The 16,896-nt window shown below is 54.4% G+C and carries 11 protein-coding genes and 1 pseudogene; 6 read left to right on the top strand and 6 right to left on the bottom strand.

Features of this window, described 5'->3' with window-relative positions; genetic code table 11:
- Positions 1–31 precede the first annotated feature (31 nt).
- Positions 32–217: a hypothetical protein gene (locus SH139x_RS00865; RefSeq protein WP_488356168.1), complete on the bottom strand. Its 186-nt coding sequence runs from the start codon at positions 215–217 to the stop codon at positions 32–34.
- A 54-nt stretch (positions 218–271) separates the two neighbouring features.
- Positions 272–634 (bottom strand): annotated as a pseudogene (locus SH139x_RS00860) (class I SAM-dependent methyltransferase); the annotation flags it as partial.
- A gap of 959 nt (positions 635–1,593) precedes the next feature.
- On the opposite strand from SH139x_RS00860, the gene SH139x_RS00855 reads away from it, so the two are divergent.
- The 5 genes from SH139x_RS00855 (at position 1,594) to SH139x_RS00835 (ending at position 9,202) form a co-directional block, all read left to right on the top strand.
- Entirely contained in the window at positions 1,594–2,301 is a 708-nt protein-coding gene (locus SH139x_RS00855) for a hypothetical protein (RefSeq protein WP_488353404.1), read from the top strand.
- Between the two features lie 146 nt (positions 2,302–2,447).
- Positions 2,448–3,515 carry a FemAB family XrtA/PEP-CTERM system-associated protein gene (locus SH139x_RS00850; protein WP_488353403.1) on the top strand — a complete coding sequence of 356 codons (1,068 nt, stop codon included), beginning with the start codon at positions 2,448–2,450 and terminating at the stop codon, positions 3,513–3,515.
- 217 nt (positions 3,516–3,732) lie between these two features.
- Positions 3,733–4,515 carry a hypothetical protein gene (locus SH139x_RS00845; protein WP_488353402.1) on the top strand — a complete coding sequence of 261 codons (783 nt, stop codon included), beginning with the start codon at positions 3,733–3,735 and terminating at the stop codon, positions 4,513–4,515.
- Positions 4,516–4,670: 155 nt separating this feature from the next.
- Positions 4,671–7,574 (top strand): PSD1 and planctomycete cytochrome C domain-containing protein, encoded by a 2,904-nt coding sequence (locus tag SH139x_RS00840; RefSeq protein WP_488353401.1) that lies wholly within the window; start codon positions 4,671–4,673, stop codon positions 7,572–7,574.
- Between the two features lie 62 nt (positions 7,575–7,636).
- A complete protein-coding gene (locus SH139x_RS00835; RefSeq protein WP_488353400.1) occupies positions 7,637–9,202 on the top strand; it encodes a DUF1501 domain-containing protein in 1,566 nt (521 codons plus the stop codon).
- On the opposite strand, the gene SH139x_RS00830 is transcribed toward SH139x_RS00835, so the two are convergent.
- Entirely contained in the window at positions 9,199–10,212 is a 1,014-nt protein-coding gene (locus SH139x_RS00830; RefSeq protein WP_488353399.1) for a C-terminal binding protein, read from the bottom strand. The two genes, SH139x_RS00835 and SH139x_RS00830, sit on opposite strands and share 4 nt — an antisense overlap.
- A gap of 113 nt (positions 10,213–10,325) precedes the next feature.
- Here SH139x_RS00830 and SH139x_RS00825 point away from each other — a divergent pair, with 113 nt between their 5' ends.
- Positions 10,326–11,069, top strand: coding sequence for an RraA family protein (locus SH139x_RS00825; RefSeq protein ID WP_488353398.1), 744 nt, complete (start codon positions 10,326–10,328; stop codon positions 11,067–11,069).
- Between the two features lie 10 nt (positions 11,070–11,079).
- Here the strand turns inward: SH139x_RS00825 and SH139x_RS00820 are convergent, their stop codons facing one another.
- Genes SH139x_RS00820 through SH139x_RS00810 form a run of 3 tightly spaced genes read right to left on the bottom strand, consistent with a single transcriptional unit; the run spans position 11,080 to position 16,812 of the window.
- Positions 11,080–13,476 (bottom strand): HEAT repeat domain-containing protein, encoded by a 2,397-nt coding sequence (locus tag SH139x_RS00820; RefSeq protein WP_488353397.1) that lies wholly within the window; start codon positions 13,474–13,476, stop codon positions 11,080–11,082.
- A gap of 55 nt (positions 13,477–13,531) precedes the next feature.
- Positions 13,532–14,884 (bottom strand): DUF1552 domain-containing protein, encoded by a 1,353-nt coding sequence (locus SH139x_RS00815; RefSeq protein ID WP_488353396.1) that lies wholly within the window; start codon positions 14,882–14,884, stop codon positions 13,532–13,534.
- 2 nt (positions 14,885–14,886) lie between these two features.
- Entirely contained in the window at positions 14,887–16,812 is a 1,926-nt protein-coding gene (locus SH139x_RS00810) for a DUF1592 domain-containing protein (RefSeq protein ID WP_488353395.1), read from the bottom strand.
- Positions 16,813–16,896: the final 84 nt, after the last annotated feature.

The raw sequence follows: 16,896 nt of genomic DNA, 5'->3' as shown, positions 1-16,896 counted from the left end.
GCCGTGCCGGCTTCTTGCTGGCACGGCTTTTTTAGTTGGTACTCTCTCCTTTCGATATCGTGAACAGCCAGTTTTGCCCAGCAAATGTGTCCGCTCGGATCGCAACATATCCGCCGAGATCTTCGACTTCGTCACGAGTTAAAAAGTGATAACGTTGCTTACTTGCATATCGCTCGATTAGCACGTTAGGGACGATGCAGGTGGAGAATCTCGCCATGTCAATGACTCCTTGGATTATCGTTACGTCCCTTAAGTGTTGTCGAAGAATTCTTGTTCCCCTCGCTTGACGTTTCGGCGAAGAAACCACAATCGTACCCCGATCTTTCGTAATCCTCAACAACTCGGAAACCAGCTTTTGTGGAGATTCGACCGCGTACAATGCGTTGGTACACACAATGCAATCAAACTGCGAATCAGAGTATGGCAACTGCATGTTCAGATCTTGCTGGCACAAGCTTGCATCAGATACCCGCTCTTTCGCTTTACTAAGCATTTCGCTGCTAAAGTCAATTCCACTTAGAAGCGCTCCAGGGTGTGTTTTCCTCAACCGTTCAAGAAGCGCCCCACTTCCACAACCAGCATCCAGTATTGATTGTGCTGATTCTGGAACGAGATCAACGACCGCCTGTAACATATTCTTGTGAGGCGAAAGGTTTTCGACGGAACCATAGACCCTCGCATACCAATTCCAAAAACGCCTTGCCGGACTAGGGCGGCGATTGATCTGCGAACTACCGAAAACGGACTTCGAATTTTCCGACTTAAATTTCAGCTGCTTTTGAATGCACGTCGACATCTCAATTCCTCGCGTATCAGGCGTGTGTTGAACTAGGCAAACAGCCCTGCGTTAAGTGCTCGCCATCATGAATTTTGATTTGTACTAACTAACTTCTTTGCGGGCGAATCTCGCCGATTTGCTTAATCAATGGCCTACGACTAATGGCTACATGAACTGCGGGCTCTGATAGCCCAAAATAAGTAACATCTCGATACTCGCTGGAAGACACTCTGGTTGGGAAAAGAGTTTTTTCCTCGCAGGCGTTTGTTCCTCGGGTTCGGAACTAATGGAAATCGCAAGACCCTTTCCAAACTGAGCCTAGCTTAGCCTTGAACAACGAAGATCGATTCCAAACATCAAACCAATACCGACTTCGGACAGGCTGCAGATTGCGTCAATCCTAGCGATTATGCCGCCATCCCCTTGCCTTGCCTCAGGCAGCGGCGGAAATGCATTACCCCTGCCACCAATATCCCTCGCTGCCCTAGTGACGATCGGGGGCGGGACGCCGAAGATGCGCTACAACGCCTCCAATCCCTGCAGCACCCCCAACCCCTTCAGCCCAACTAGGCCTGTGGCAGTCGCCGTATCCGCCGAAAGCAGCAAATCGATGAATCGCCATAAATCACCCTAGGAAATATGGGAAATCCAGGTAATCTAGAGAGAAAAGTGTCGCTCCTGCAGTTGCTGGATGGAGCAGACACAGGTTGCGGTTTGGCAACCAATCAACGCGGCAACGATTAACGTTCTAGACAGCGGAGTTTTCGATGAGATCTTACGGCTACAAAACCTTACTCCCGCTGGCACTTCTTTTGATGTTCGCAGGACAGGCTTCGGCGGGAGTATTGGTCAAGGCTGACTTTATGGGGACAACCCATCAGGGAAGTTCGCGAAAAACGGTGGCCTATACGTCTGCCCACAATGGATCCGGTAACGTCATCGCCGACCAATTAGAGTGGCAAGTCCTGGACGATAACGGCAATCCTGAACTGACCAACGGTTCGCTGTTTAACACTTTTTGCATTGAAGTGGATACCTACCTGACGGACCTTTCCGATTTCACCGTCTATACCGCAGGCGATGTCCCCAGCAGCGTGATCGCTCCCGAGAAAACGAATCTACTGACAGGTCTGGTTTCGAATTACCTAACGTTGACGGACGGAATTTTTAAATCCGGCGTCGAAACGGCCGCCTTCCAAATCGCCACCTGGGAAATTCTCTACGAATCCGCAATGCCGCTAAGTACCGATGCCGGCACTTTCCAGATCACGAATAACCAACATGTCCGAACACTCGCAAATTCCTGGCTGGCGGGACTAAACCCATCGATTCCCTACAGCCTTAGCGGACATGAGCTTCGTTTTTTGCGTAACGAAAAAGGGCAAAACCAGTTCATGTTTATCCCCTCGTCGCCCGCGTCGTTGACTTCTTCGCAACTTCCCGAACCGGGCGCTATCGCCGTGTGGGCTTGTTTTGCATTGGGAATGGCTACCACGACAATTCGACGTCGCCGTCGGAATTAAGCCAACCGCCTCCATCGCTCGTGTTGACACAAGACACCAACGGGAAATATGTTTCGCTGGTGCATTGGCACGAAAAAACCTGCTCAATCGCGAAAGATATCGCCTGCGGTGGCGGGCGGATCGGCAGTTGAACGACGGTTGCAAAGGTGCCGAACAAAACGACTGACAACCGAGACACGCTGTTGGATGAAATCGAAACCATTGCTTGGTCGCCGACTGCTTGGCCAAATTTGATTGATTCGCAGTACCCTCAGCTGAACGGCCATCGGGCGGCTTGGATTCAGAGTGTATCGCAGGGATTAGGTCAGAAAGCCTTTCTGATTCGCGCCAAGGCAAACAATCGGGCGACAGGGGTGTTGCCGTTGCACCTCGTCTCTGGGCCGCTGTTCGGTCGATTTCTGGTCAGTATTCCCTATTTGAATACAGGCGGTGTTTGGGCGAACGATCACGCCACGGCTTGCCGATTGATCGATCAAGCTTGCAAATTGGCGGATGAACTAAATGTCCGCTATCTGGAACTTCGACATGAATGCCCCGTCCAGCACCCCCTGCTGAACTTTCAACGAACTGACAAAGTTCATATGCGGATGGTACTGCCAAATACCGTCGCTGGGATCATGGCGTCGCTCAAGTCAAAGGTGCGCAGTCAAGTCAAAAAAGCGGGTGAGTATGGTTTTGAGGTGGCGTTTGGCAATCAATCGCTGCTCAACGAATTTTACTTTGTCTTTGCTCGCAACATGCGTGATCTGGGAACACCCGTGTTCCCGCGCAAACTGTTTGCCACCATTTTGGATGAGTTCCGCGATAATGCGGAGCTGTGTGTGGTTCGCAAAAACCAACAATCGGTCGCGGCTGGTTTGCTGGTGCATCTGGACGGCGTTAGCGAGGTCCCGAGCGCGAGCTGCTTGCGGGAATACAATCGAATGAATCCCAATATGCTGATGTATCGGCATTTGCTGGAACAGTCCGTCGCCCGAGGCAGCCACTTATTCGATTTCGGCCGCAGCGGCGAGGGGAGCGGCACCTATAAATTTAAAGCGCAATGGGGTGCTCGACCACATCCGGCGACTTGGCAGTATTACGTCCGCAACGGCAACCCAAATGACATGCGCCCCGATTCCGGTGGCAAGCAGAATCTAGTAAAGATTTGGCAGCGGCTTCCGGTCTGGCTCACCAAATTAATCGGACCAGCGATAGTACGAGGAATTCCTTGAGCCTGCTCCACATTGGTTCGGTTGGTTACACCAGCCGTCGAGCACTAGCTCACGGTTACGAGAAACCGGACGCTCGCGCGTTGCGGCTGATTAAGTCAACCCGTATAGCATCACTTGGATGCCAGGGTTAAATCAGGAAGGATATCTACAGTCGGGTTGCGATTTGCTAAACTGGGAGGGTGCGAGCCTCACCACCACTCTACCCTTGAACAACCCCGTGAACGCAGTGACCACTGAAACGCCGACCACCTCGACGACTGATCCTCAACAACAAGCGACCGCCCCCGCCGTCAACAACACGCCCGCCAACAACACGCGCTGGGCATTAGGCTTGGCGACTGCGGCAATTATCGGCTGGCTGGCGATTAACTTTTTTCCAGTGCGTTATTCGCTGCCGGAAGAGTTAACCGCTGGCACGGTGGCCAACTCACCTGACCTCCAAGCCGAAGCGTCGCGACTTGAGACGGAGAACGACTTCAAGAACGGACTGATTGGGCTCACGCTGGTGGGAATCGCGTTTGGACTTTTTCCAGCAGTATTCGCTGGTGGAGGTAGCAGCAAGATGATTACGGGCTCAATCACCGGGGCAATCGTGGGGGGCCTGTGTGGCGCCGCCGCGATGCTGGCTGCGCAAGGACTCCGGCAGGTATTTGCGGCACCCGAGGCGGACGAACTGGAACAGCCCTCGATGTGGGGAGATATTTTTGTCTATGTAGGCACCAGTATCCTAGTCGCCATTCCCGCTGGCCTGATCTTTCTTTTCCGCCCTTCGCCAACGGCGATCCAAAAGTTTACCGCCGTGCCATTGGCCGGTCTGGTGGCCGGTTTGCTACTCCCCATCCTAGCCTCGCTCGCCCTGCCCTCGGTAAAGCTCGAGGCGGTCCCCAACCCCGACTTGGCCCTCAGCGGGCTCTGGCTGGGACTCATCGCCGCGCTGTTGTTCGCATTCACAACAATGACCGGTGACAAAAAACAGGCCACCGCCACGACGACCAACTGAACGCCAGCATCTAGACGCCACTGCGTGACGCCACCGGCGCCGCACCCCATCATGGGTGTGTTGCCTTTTCTTGATCGATTTCTCGAGCTGATTAGGGCATAATGAGTAGTTCGACAGTTATTGCCTCGCATCTGTTAACACGAGCAGTGAATGACATGTCCGTTTCGCAAGCCCGCTGGCGGCAAGCTATTTTCGACGGAGCGCGCGGGATTGGCATTTTAGTAACATTCGCCTTGACCACGCTAAACTCGGCCGGCTCCATATCGCTCGCTGACGAACCCACCACTGACGCGGACAAAGTCAACTTTTCACGACAAGTGCTGCCAATTCTGTCAGACAAGTGTTTCGCGTGCCATGGTCCCGACGCGTCACCAGACGGCACACTCCGCTTGGACTCTTTCGAGGCAGCAACCGAGCAACTGGCAATCGACCCGGACGACTTAGACAATAGCAACCTCATCAGCCGCATTCATTCCGCCGATGACCCCATGCCTCCAGCTGACGCGGAGAAGCAGCTGAGCGAAGACGAACGGAAAATTCTCACGCAATGGGTGCGGCAAGGTGGGAAATACCAACAGCACTGGGCTTTCGTACGGCCCGCTAAAACTGGTCTCTCAGAAGCCGGCCTCTCAGGCGATCCACCACAACCAGAGACCGCGATTGACTATTTCATTAGAGCCCGGCTGGCGCAGGAAAATCTGGACCTGGCGCCGCCGGCCGACCGTCGCACCCTGGCGCGCCGCGTGGCGTTAACACTCACCGGCCTTCCTCCTGAACCAGAGCAGTTAGAGCGATTCCTGACTGACGACAGTGAGCAAGCTTATGAGAGACTGCTTGACGAACTCTTCAGCAGCCCGCATTTCGGCGAACACCAAGCTCGGTACTGGCTGGACGCCGTACGTTATGGTGATACTCACGGCTTGCACTTAGACAACCGCCGCGGCATCTATCCCTATCGCGATTGGGTGGTCAAAGCATTCAATCAAAACTTGCCACTCGATGATTTTATTACCTGGCAACTAGCCGGAGACTTACTTCCCCAACCAACGCTTGAACAATTAACGGCGACTGGTTTTGTGCGGATGAACCCGAGCACCGGGGAAGGCGGGGCGATCGCGGCCGAATTCCAAGCAAAAAACAACTTCGATCGAACTGAAACGCTGGGCACCGTGCTGCTGGGAATGAGCCTCAACTGCGCCCGCTGTCACACTCATAAATATGATCCGATTCCACACCGCGAATACTATTCGCTCTTAGCTTTTTTCAACAGTACTGCCGAACCGGCCCTCGACGGCAATTCATATACTTACGGGAACACCGCGCGGGTTCCCGGAGATCAAGCCGCTTGGCAAGCCTGGGAGGATCTCCAAACCCAACGAGAGGCGATTCTGGCACAAGCCGACCAACGTCTAATCAATGAAGCGGAGCACGCCGAACTGCTGAAACAAGCAAAACAGAGCAGCCTTTCCGTTGGTAACTGGCAAACCACCACAGCCTTGGCGGCGGACTCACCCGCAGATATCCCTCCCGCGGAATTTAAACGTGAAGCTGCCAATCTTACCGACTTGCTGAAAGGCCAAGAACTCCCAGCAAATCAATCGATCTGGGTGAAACTACCGCTCACCGTGTCAACTGCGCAAACTGTTTGGTTTACGTTCAATGGTCAAACCAATTGGCAGCTTTGGATCGATGGCAAAGCATTTGACTTTAGCGGGGCCAACGAGCCAACAGACGGTTACGCAAATGTCCCCATCCAATTCGGCTCAGGCGAGCACGAGATTCTGCTGAGAATCCCCGGCCCCAAACCCAGCCTGACCCTAGAGCTATTTAACCCCTGGCAAGCGTTGGCGACTACGGGCGATTGGCATTCGCTCTCCCAAGATGACCAGCTTTTCGTGCTTGGCGAAACAGAACCATTTACCACAGCAGCGAAGGTGGCGATTCAAGCCAGTCGCCAATTAGAACGTCAATTCACCACCACACTCATCGCTCGCGATCTGCCGCAACCCCGCGAAACGAGAGTCCTAAGACGGGGTGAATACGATATGCCCATCGGCGATCCCTTGGAGCCTGGCGTGTTGAGTGTGCTGGGAGGATTACCAGCGGGTAGTCCGCGAAATCGACTGGGGCTGGCACGATGGCTGACTTCCCCGGAGCATCCACTGGTCTCACGGGTCATCGTGAATCAACTGTGGCAACGTGTCTTTGGCCTCGGTCTCGTTCGCACTCCGGAGGACTTCGGCTTGCAAGGCCAGCAGCCAACCCACCCAGAGCTGCTCGATTGGTTGGCCGTGGAACTTCAGGAAAGCAACTGGGACCTCAAGCATCTATTGCGATTAATGGTAACCAGCGAAACCTTCATGCAAAGCTCCCGTTGGCGAGATGAGGTGAAAGATCCTGAGAACCTACTTTGGGCTCGCGGTCCTAGCTATCGCTTGGATGCTGAAGTCATTCGTGACCTGGGGCTGTGGGCCAGCGAGCTGCTTGATCCGCGCCTCGGAGGCGAGGGGGTAAAACCTTATCAGCCCGCCGGCATGTGGCGGGCGCTGGCACACCCCGGCAGCAATACCAAGCAATATGACCAAGACCACGGGCCCCTGCTCTATCGTCGTAGTCTGTATGTTTATTGGAAACGAACCAGCCCCCACCCCATGATGACGCTGTTTGACGCGCCCGATCGCGAAACCAGCTGCGTTCGTCGCTCCCGGACCAATACTTCGTTGCAGTCATTGGGGCTGTTTAATGAGACACAGCGGATTGAAATTGGTCGCAAATTGGCCGAACGCCTGCTGCGGTCCGAGGATGCGGTCGCCGATCGTCTCAACCAACTTTTTTCGCTGCTCGCTTCGCGTTCACCGACAAAGCAAGAGATGGCTGCGTGCGAAAAGTTGCTTCAACAATTGAAGCTTCGTTATCAAGAGTCGCATGAAGATGCCTTAGCACTCCTTTCCACCGGCGAAGCTCCCCGCAACGAACTGCTGGAGGTGCCAGACTTGGCCGCCTGGACCCAACTGTGCGTCACCATTTTAGCGAGTGATGCGGCGATTATGCTGTATTAGCGTTTCGTGATAGCTCAAAGTTAAAAGCACAGTTCACTGCGAAAACCCACGGTAACTCAGTCATGAATGCATTTCCCTCCGCGATCCGTGAACACCAGCTCATGCAGACTCGACGCCAACTATTTGGCCGAGCAGCACTGGGACTCGGTACCGCCGCCATGGCAGGGTTAATGAATGGCAACCTGACTCTGGCCAACGATACCTCATTGGCCGCCGGTTCCGATCGGGCGACAGCCGACAACAAGCCAGGACACAATAAGCCCGCACACGGCTTACATCATGCGGCCAAAGCCAAACGCGTCATCTATCTCTTCATGAGCGGTGGTCCCAGCCAACTCGATCTTTGGGACTACAAACCAAAACTAGCCGACCTGTTCAACAAACAGCTACCCGATTCGGTGCGCAGCGGGCAAAGAATCACGGGGATGACTTCCAATCAAAAGAATGGACTACCGATCTGCCCCAGCAAATATGCATTTACGAAATATGATAATCAAGCTGACGGAGTTTGGATCAGCGAGCTTTTGCCACACACAGCCAAAGTAGCCAACGAACTTTGTGTCGTACACTCGACTTTTACCGAAGCGATTAATCACGACCCGGCGATCACCTTTATCCAGACGGGCAGCCAAGTACCGGGCCGACCCAGTTTGGGTGCTTGGCTGAGCTACGGACTTGGCAGCATGAACGAAGACCTTCCCCATTACGTGGTCATGCACGCGCGGACAAACCACGCCGAACAAAGTTTGTTCAATCGGCTGTGGGGCCCCGGTTTCATGCCATCCGAGCACCAAGGGGTGCTCCTTCGCAGCCAAGGCGATCCCGTGCTGTACCTCAGCAACCCGGCGGGAGTAACCAGGGCTGATCGCCGCGCACAACTCGACGCCTTATCGGCCATCAACGCGGCACATCACGAGAAGTTTGGCGATCCAGAAGTGCTGGAACGCATCAAGCAACATGAAATGGCTTATCGCATGCAAACTTCGGTTCCCGAGTTAACCGATTTATCGGGCGAAACCGCAGCCACTTTTGAACTCTACGGGGAAGACGCCAAAACCCCGGGGACCTTCGCAGCCAGCTGCTTGAACGCGCGGCGATTAGCCGAACGGGGCGTGCGGAATATCCAGATTTTCCATCGCGGTTGGGACGCGCACGGAAACTTACCCGGGGAACACGAATCTCAATGCAAAGATATCGATCAAGCCTGCGCGGCACTGATCACCGACCTGCGACAGCGAGGCATGCTAGATGACACGCTGGTCGTTTGGGGCGGTGAATTTGGCCGCACAGTCTATTGCCAAGGAAACCTAACCCACGCAAATTATGGCCGCGATCACCACCCTCGCTGCTTTACCGTGTGGATGGCTGGCGGAGGAATTAAGCCTGGAATCACCTACGGCAGGACGGACGATTACGGTTACAACATCACCGACGCCGATGGAGTGATCCTTGAACCTCAGCCAACATCAGATAACTGGACCCCAGGCACCATGCACATCCATGACATGAATGCCACTATCCTGCATTTGCTAGGTATCGACCATCGAAAACTAACCTATCGATACCAAGGTCGCGATTTCCGCCTAACTGATATTCACGGCCATGTGATGCATGACCTAATTGCTTAGGCGTTGATAATGTTCCGCAATGGTTCGCCAAGCAGTGCGCGGCGACATGCTTCGGCACCTTTGCGTCGCATATCATCAAGCCCCTCTTCGCTGTAAAAAGCAGCATGTGGATTAACAATCACGCGCTGGTGCGCGGGGTGACTCGGGTCTCGCCAAGCAGCGACCAGTGGATTGTCGGCCCGTGGCGGTTCATCCGTGAGCACATCAATTGCCGCGCCCGCCAATTGGCCGCTGGCGATCGCTTCTGGGATCGCGGCCACATCGACCACACCGCCGCGGGCCGTGTTGACCAGATAGGCACCACGCGGCAGCCAGGTAAGACTTTCTTGATTGATCATGTGCATGGTTTCATCGTTCAACGGGCAATGCAGGCTGACCACATGCGACGCCTCCAGCAACGCTCGCAGGCTGTCAACTCGCGTTACGCCGACTGCTTTGTCAAAACCATCAGCCCGCAAAGGGTCATAGAAACGAACATCCATACCGAGTGCCTTGGCACGAATTGCGGTGGCAATTCCAATTCGACCCAAGCCAACAATCCCCAAAACACGTCCCCGCAAACGAAACAGCGGCTTTGCCAACGTATACATCCAAGGCGTCGTCGTTGACTGTTGCAGTGACACATTGTATTGATGAATCCCTCGCGTTAATGCCAACAGCATACCAATCGCGGAATCAGCAACCTCTTCGGTGCCATAGTCAGGAACGTTTGCCACCGGAATACCAAGCTGGCGAGCCAACTGATGGTCGACATTATCAAATCCAACGCCGCAGCGGACAATCAACCGACAGTTTTCGAGGCCAGTGATGGTCTGGGCGGAAAGCCCCAAGTTATGATAGAGCATAATCGCGTCGGCATGCTCAATCTTGCCCCGCAATTCGGCTTCGGAGAGCGCGTTGAGAGCCACCACCTCGGCAAGATCCCCGAGAATTTCACGCTCGATCAACAACTCGTCCTCAATAAAGTCGGTAATCACGACTTGGGCGCGATTTTTCAATGTGCCGCTCATACCTCTACTCCGCAATAACCGGGGGACAAAAATATTGGGGCGATTATGCGCCGAGCAGACAAGCATTACAATTGGCGAGGATGAAACCCACCTGCCTTTCTGGAGCCCCGCCAATGCCACTCAGCCCCGCAGACTTGCTCAAACTACAGCGTTGGAATACGCCGACCATTTACAACGGGTGGGAACAGATCACGCAAGCCGATGTTACACGTGATGGTATCAACCACGAAGTAACCACCGATTTCATGCCTCAAATGGGCCCCATGATCGGCTATGCGGTGACGTTGGTGGTCGAACCCTCCAACCTCAGCCACAAGTCACGCGCTAGTGCTTGGAGCGAATATCGCAACTATGTTGGCCAACAGTCAGGGCCAAAAATTGTTATCGTGCAAGACAACGATCGCCCCCGCACCATCGGCTCATTCTGGGGCGAAGTAAACGCCAACGTGCATCGCGAGTTGGGCTGCGTCGGCACCATCACGGATGGCGCCATTCGCGATCTCGACGAAATGACGGCTGCCGGATTCAAAGCGATCGCACGACGCCTTTGCGTGGGGCACGCCCATGTAATTCCAGTCGAATGGGGTTGTCCAGTAACTGTGTTTGGACAACAAATCATGCCGGGTCAATTGGTCCACGCGGACAAGCATGGTTTCCTGGCGATTCCCCCGGCAGACGAAGCGCAATTGCTGGAGGCTTCACTGTTCATGGACAACAATGAATGCAACACAATGATTACCGCTGCAAAGCAAGCGAGCGGAAAGTCGACGGATGAAATTTTGGCTGCTCTCGATCAAGCCAGTCAGCAGTTTAGCCAAGCCGCGGCAAGCAAATTCTCAAAACAGGGAGAATGGTAAAGCGACGCAGCTATGACTCGGGCTTTGCCTGAATGGACTCGATCGCTTCGCGCAATATCTTCTTGCGAAAGTCGCCCCGACCTCCTCGCTCCTGCTCAGCCTCCTGCAGCATCGCCTCCAGCTTGGGCAACGCCTCCGCAGCGGGCGGCCCGATCTTACCAAGCAGTGTAATCGCGTAGAAACCTACGCGACGATCTTTCGTGTCAAGCTGTTCCAACAATAAAGGTAGTGCTTCCGGCGGCGCGGTGTTGATCTCTTTCAAAGCGGCATTCGCATAATCTGCATCCTCTTCGCTGCGAAGCAAAACAAACAGTTTGGGAACACTCGCTTTCGCCCGCGGACCCAACTTACCCAACGCGCCACCAGCCTGCTCCCGAACTTCCCACTCCGAGTCTTCCAGCACCACAAGCAACTGCGCCACAAGTTGCTCGGTCTCTTGCTCTATCGCCATCAGCGCAGTAATCGCCGCTTTACGCACCGAAGCTTGTGGATGTTGCAGCAGATCACTAACTTGGGGAACGAACTCACTGGCCCGCTCGGCATAGCGAGTGAGTGCTTCCAAAGTAACTCGCAACAACTCCCCGTCGGCACTATCGTCAGCCGATAAATTCGCGGCGACGGCGGAGAGTAATCTTGGATCAGTCGAGACCAATTGATCGCTGGTCTGCAACGCCTGAATTCGCACCCTGGTTGCTTTATCCGCCAAGCCGAGCAACAGCGCGTCATTGACCTTCGGGGTAACGTCGTCTTTTCCCAAGCTGACGAGCGTCTGCAACGCATTAGCGCGAACATGTTCATCAGTGTCGGACACCAATTCAACAACCGTGTCTAACTGGGCTGGTAAGCTCGCGGGAATTTGCGTGAGAGTCCGTAAACCGCTGGCACGCACTTCTGCCGCTTCGTCGTTGAGGAATTTAGTCAACGCAACTTGTAGTTGCTGTTCGTCAAATTCATATTTAGCCAAGGCAAGAACGGCGTTGGCCCGCACCGCTGCCGATTGATCGTCAGTCGCTCGCAGCAATGTCGCTTTGGCGAGTTGACTCTCAGAAGCCAGCAGAGCATTCACGACTTCGGCGCGAACACGGCCTGAGGGATCCTCTGCCGCCGCACACAATTTTTGCAAGATCAAGTCATCAAGTGGTGCAATATTTCCCAACGCCTGAGCCGCCGTCCAACGCACCGATTCACTCTCACTCTGCAGACCCTGAGCGAGCACGTTCAAAACGGGTTGACCAAGATTGGCAAGCGCCTGAGCGAGTACGACCTCCAGGCCTGGGTACGTCTCGCTAGCCTGCAACAACTCGATCGCCGACTCTTGCCCAAAGCTCGCCAGCACATCGCCAAGCAGCTTCTCATCCAACAGCGACGCACCTTCTGCTTCACCGGACTGAGCACGCAGTTGACGATCAACCGCTGGAAGAATACGAGGTAGACTGTCACGTGCCTCGGGTCCAATCACCGCTAATGCTTTGACGATCGCCACCGCCGCAAATGGTTCTGCCTCGTCGAGCCGAACCGCCAACCGCTGCGCGAAGGCTCCACCGGTGAGACCAGCCTTACGCATCGCCGCGATGGCAGCGGCACGCACTGATTTTTCCACATCTAACAACCCATTTTCGATCATCGCCGCTCGATCCTCCCGGGAGAGCTGCGATTTACCCAACGCTATGATCGCCGTTTCGCGAATCTTGGCATCCTCATCCGAAGCCGCTCGTCGAAGCTCGGCAGTGGCCGTGGGCGAAGGTTGATCGAGGGTAGCGATCGCGATAATTCCCACGCGACGAACAGCGGCGTCCTGATGGGCTGCGAGCGTTATCAACGTCGATTCGTCACCGGGCGCGATAGCAACCAGCGATTCAGCCACGACGCTGAGCAAGTCGCTAGAGGTGGAGCTATTAAGTGCCTCGATCAACAGGGGCACAGTCGACTTTGCCGGTGGTCCAATCGTGGCAAAGGCTTGAGCAACGGCCCGTTGCACTTGCTCGTTACCCTCTTTCCAACCGGCCACCAAGGATTCAAGGGCTGGCACACCGATCATCCCCAAAGCATGAGCAGCCCTGAACCTCACTTGATCATCGCGATCATCCAAGCAGGCAATCAAGTTGGGAATCGCCGGTGCCGCGGATTGCCCCGCGCGGGCCAAGCCCAACAGTGCTTGGAATCGAACTTGATTATCTTCATCAGAGACCGCTTTGGCGAAGGCCGAAACGACTGCTTCCGATACATCCTGTCGACGAACCAACTCGTACGCGGCGTCGCGTCGACGATCCTTATCCGGGTCGGCCAATTGCTGGACCAACTCGACAGTCGAGACGTCCGAAATTTGCGCCGCGGCCCGGGCTGGATGCGTTAGCATACAGATCAAGCAGACCGCGAGCATGCAATAATTACGCGTGAAAGGCAACATTAGCGATCAACGGGAAATGAAATGCCAGGTTGATTTAGATGACATGCTGGAGAACTCATAACCTCAAACCGGGTAGACGACCAGTGCTATCGCCAATGTATGGCGCATCAACTCCCATGCGATCAAGCATCGACATGAATAAATTACACATCGGCGTTTCAGTCGAATAACGCAGGTGACGACCTGTTTCTAATGTCCCTCCGCCACCACCAGCCAACACGATTGGCAAATTTTCGTTGTTGTGGCGGTTTCCGTCGCTGATCGCGCTACCGTAACAAATCATCGAATTATCGAGCAGCGTTCGCTCGCCCTCGCGCACCGACTTCATCTTTTGCAAGAGGTAGCTTAGCTGTTGAACATGAAAGCGGTTGATCTTGCTGATTTTTTCGAGCTTCTCCGCGTTACCGCCGTGGTGAGACAGGTCATGGTGACCGTCGGGCACACCGATGGTTCGGTAATTCTTATTGTCCGCCGCATTGGCAAACATCATTGTGGCGATTCTGGTTGAATCTGTTTGAAAGGCCAACACCATCATGTCACACATCAATCGCATGTGTTCTTGATAATCACCGGGAATTCCAGCGGGAATCACATAGTCAAGATCGGCGTCAGTAGGGACCGGATTCAAGTCACCTCCAAGACGTCGCTCGACTTCGCGAACTCCAGTCAGGTATTCATCGAGTTTGCGATTGTCGTTACGGCCGAGCTTTTTCTGCAAACGCTTGGCATCATCGGAAATGAAATCAAGAATGCTTTTTTGCAAAGCTTCCCGCTGACGAGCACTCTTATCGATTTCGCTTGGCTTTCCACCAGCGAATAAACGCTCGAAGACCAACCGCGGATTGACCTCCTTGCCCACGGGTGTGGTCTCTGAGGACCAGGAAATATTCGAGGAGTATGCACAGCTGTAGCCGGAATCACAGTTGCCCGCATTGCGTCCTTGATCGACCCCCAACTCCAAGGACGAAAAACGTGTTTGTTGGCCAATCGCTCGGGCAGCAACTTGGTCAACGGACACCCCGGAACGAATGTTTTCCCCGTCAGTTTTGCGAGGCTGGGCACCGGTCAAGAAAACGGATGCGCTGCGAGCGTGATCCCCGGCTCCATCTCCGTTAGCGCGGCCTTTATCATGCGTCAATCCGCTAAGTACCAACAAATGATCCTGCACTGGTGCTAAGGGCTCGAGGATGTACGGTAACTTAAAGCCAAAACCTTCGGTCGCGGGCGTCCATTGATTCAGGGCGACGCCGTTGGGCACGAAAATAAACGCCATCCGATTTGGCTGAGCGGCGGCCATCGCCGCACGGGCCGGGGTGCTGGTAACTTCCAACCAGGGTAGCGCTAGGGAAATTCCCATGCCACGCAAAACGGTCCGCCGCGAAAGCTTAGCTGTTTCTGTATTCGACATGATTAATTTCCCAGTTCCTGAAACATAAAAGGTGGGCTGGTCACAATTGACTCAACCAGTGTCCCAAAACGATAATCGTCACTGGCCAATTTTTCGGTAATAGATCTGACCGTGCAACGATCGGAAATACCCAATCCACGACCTAGGGCAAACGTTAGCATCTTATTGGTTAAGCAGCGGATAAACTCCTGTTTCTTTTCCTCGGCGAGAATCTGCACCAATTCGACTGGACTGGCGAACGTTTTTCCACCAGGCAACTCTCCGGAAGGATCAATCGCTTCTCTACCATCGGCATCGCGCCAGCGACCAATCACGTCAAAGTTCTCCAAACCGAAGCCGAGAGCGTCCATTTTTGTATGGCAAATCGCACAATTGGGATCAGCCCGATGTTGTTCCATCCGTTGCCGCAGTGTGCCAAGTGCTTCGCCAGCATCATCCAATTCGGGCACATCGGGTGGGGCGGGTGGAGGCGGTTCACCAAGCAAATTGTCCATAACCCACTTACCCCGCTTAACGGGTGAAGTTCGCGTGGGGTTCGAGGTCAGCATCAGAATGCTGGCGTGCATCAAAACTCCTTTTCGGCGACCGTTGAGCGCGACTTTCTGAAAGTCATCTCCCTGGATATCTTCGATTCCATAGTGGCGAGCGAGTCGCTGATTGACAAAAGTGTAATCGGCGTTGAGCAGCTCTAACAAACTAAGATTCCGCCTCATTAGGTGGCTAAACAGCAACTCGGTCTCCCGTCGCATCGACTGTCTAAGTGCATCATCGAAAGCGGCAAACTGGTCCGGATCGGGAGATAGATTTTTCAAGTCGCGAAGTTGCAGCCATTGTCCGGCAAAGTTTTCCACCAGGGCCTCTGACTTGGGATCGGCAAGCATTCGCTGGGCTTGCTCGGCCAGTTGCTGAGGCGTGTGCAGACGACCTTGACGAGCCGACTCAAAAAGCTGCTCATCCGGCATGCTGCTCCAAATAAAATAAGACAGACGCGATGCCAATTCGAAATCATTGAGTGGCCGCACACCATCAACCGCTGGCGTAGCATCATCATCTTCCACTCGATAAATAAAGAATGGTGAAGCCAGCACCGCAGCAATCGTGGTCTGCATGATTTCGGCTTCGCTGGCATCCGCTTCCCAAGCGTTTCGCATCAGCCCCAACAGCCGATCGGCCTCGGCATCGCTCAGCGGTCGCCGAAACGCTCGACTGGCGAAATCTCGCGCGTTTTGATAGGCGGTGGCGACAACCGCTTCCTGGTCTTTTTCATCAGCTGGCGTGAACGGAAAAACCCGCTTTCGCGATTGCGGATTCTCCGTAACTTCGCGAGCCACACGATTCGCGGCGTCTAAGTATTTCTCCATCAAAATCGGCGGAATCGACAGCACGTCGCCAATGTTATCGAAGCCATTACCCACATCGTCGGAGGGAAAATCATCGGCCAATTTCAAGTCTAAACCGGTGAGATCGCGAATCGTGTTGTTGTACTCCGCCCGGTTTAAACGCCGCATCGTCACCCGACCAGGGCGGCTCACACTCCCGCAATCAAAATCCTGCAGACGGGCTTCAATCCACTCCACCGTTCGAACCCGAGCTTCCTGGGAGGGCTGTTCCGCGTCGGCGGGTGGCATCTGCTGGTCTTTCAGTGCCAGAATAATCTTCTCAATCAACTCGATTTGATCATCAAGTTTGACGTCGGCCGAGAAGAAATCGACCCGAATCCCCCCCTCCGCGGAATCACCCGTGTGGCAGTCGTAGCAGTAGTTGCTGAGCGTTTCCAGGGCCAACTCGCCGCGCTGATCGATGTCCTGTTCGGCTACCGGCTCTGGGACACCCGACTCTTGAGCAACCGCTGTTTGCACAGTGAGTTGAGTGGTGGTCAAAATGACACCCGCGAGCATTGCGGCAATCCAACAAGCAAAGCGCACCATGAGTGATCAGCAAAATCGGAGGGTTAGGCAGGTTAAATCCACAGGCGGGCCGGTTGCAGCGTACCGGAAAATGGACCATTTCTC

It is taken from the genome of Kothea flammea (assembly GCF_052161645.1).
In the GTDB taxonomy this organism is placed as follows: domain Bacteria; phylum Planctomycetota; class Planctomycetia; order Pirellulales; family Pirellulaceae; genus Laterigemmans.
Note: the sequence above shows the minus strand (reverse complement) of the source record. Positions and strands in the feature narration are given on the sequence as shown.

Bases quoted from the DNA above. Each gene is read 5' to 3' on its own strand.
- SH139x_RS00810 (WP_488353395.1), bottom strand. From the start codon at position 16,812: ATGGTGCGCTTTGCTTGTTGGATTGCCGCAATGCTCGCGGGTGTCATT.
- SH139x_RS00855 (WP_488353404.1), top strand. From the start codon at position 1,594: ATGTTCGCAGGACAGGCTTCGGCGGGAGTATTGGTCAAGGCTGACTTT.
- SH139x_RS00835 (WP_488353400.1), top strand. From the start codon at position 7,637: ATGAATGCATTTCCCTCCGCGATCCGTGAACACCAGCTCATGCAGACT.
- SH139x_RS00820 (WP_488353397.1), bottom strand. From the start codon at position 13,476: ATGTTGCCTTTCACGCGTAATTATTGCATGCTCGCGGTCTGCTTGATC.
- SH139x_RS00865 (WP_488356168.1), bottom strand. From the start codon at position 217: ATGGCGAGATTCTCCACCTGCATCGTCCCTAACGTGCTAATCGAGCGA.
- SH139x_RS00825 (WP_488353398.1), top strand. From the start codon at position 10,326: ATGCCACTCAGCCCCGCAGACTTGCTCAAACTACAGCGTTGGAATACG.
- SH139x_RS00815 (WP_488353396.1), bottom strand. From the start codon at position 14,884: ATGTCGAATACAGAAACAGCTAAGCTTTCGCGGCGGACCGTTTTGCGT.
- SH139x_RS00830 (WP_488353399.1), bottom strand. From the start codon at position 10,212: ATGAGCGGCACATTGAAAAATCGCGCCCAAGTCGTGATTACCGACTTT.
- SH139x_RS00840 (WP_488353401.1), top strand. From the start codon at position 4,671: ATGTCCGTTTCGCAAGCCCGCTGGCGGCAAGCTATTTTCGACGGAGCG.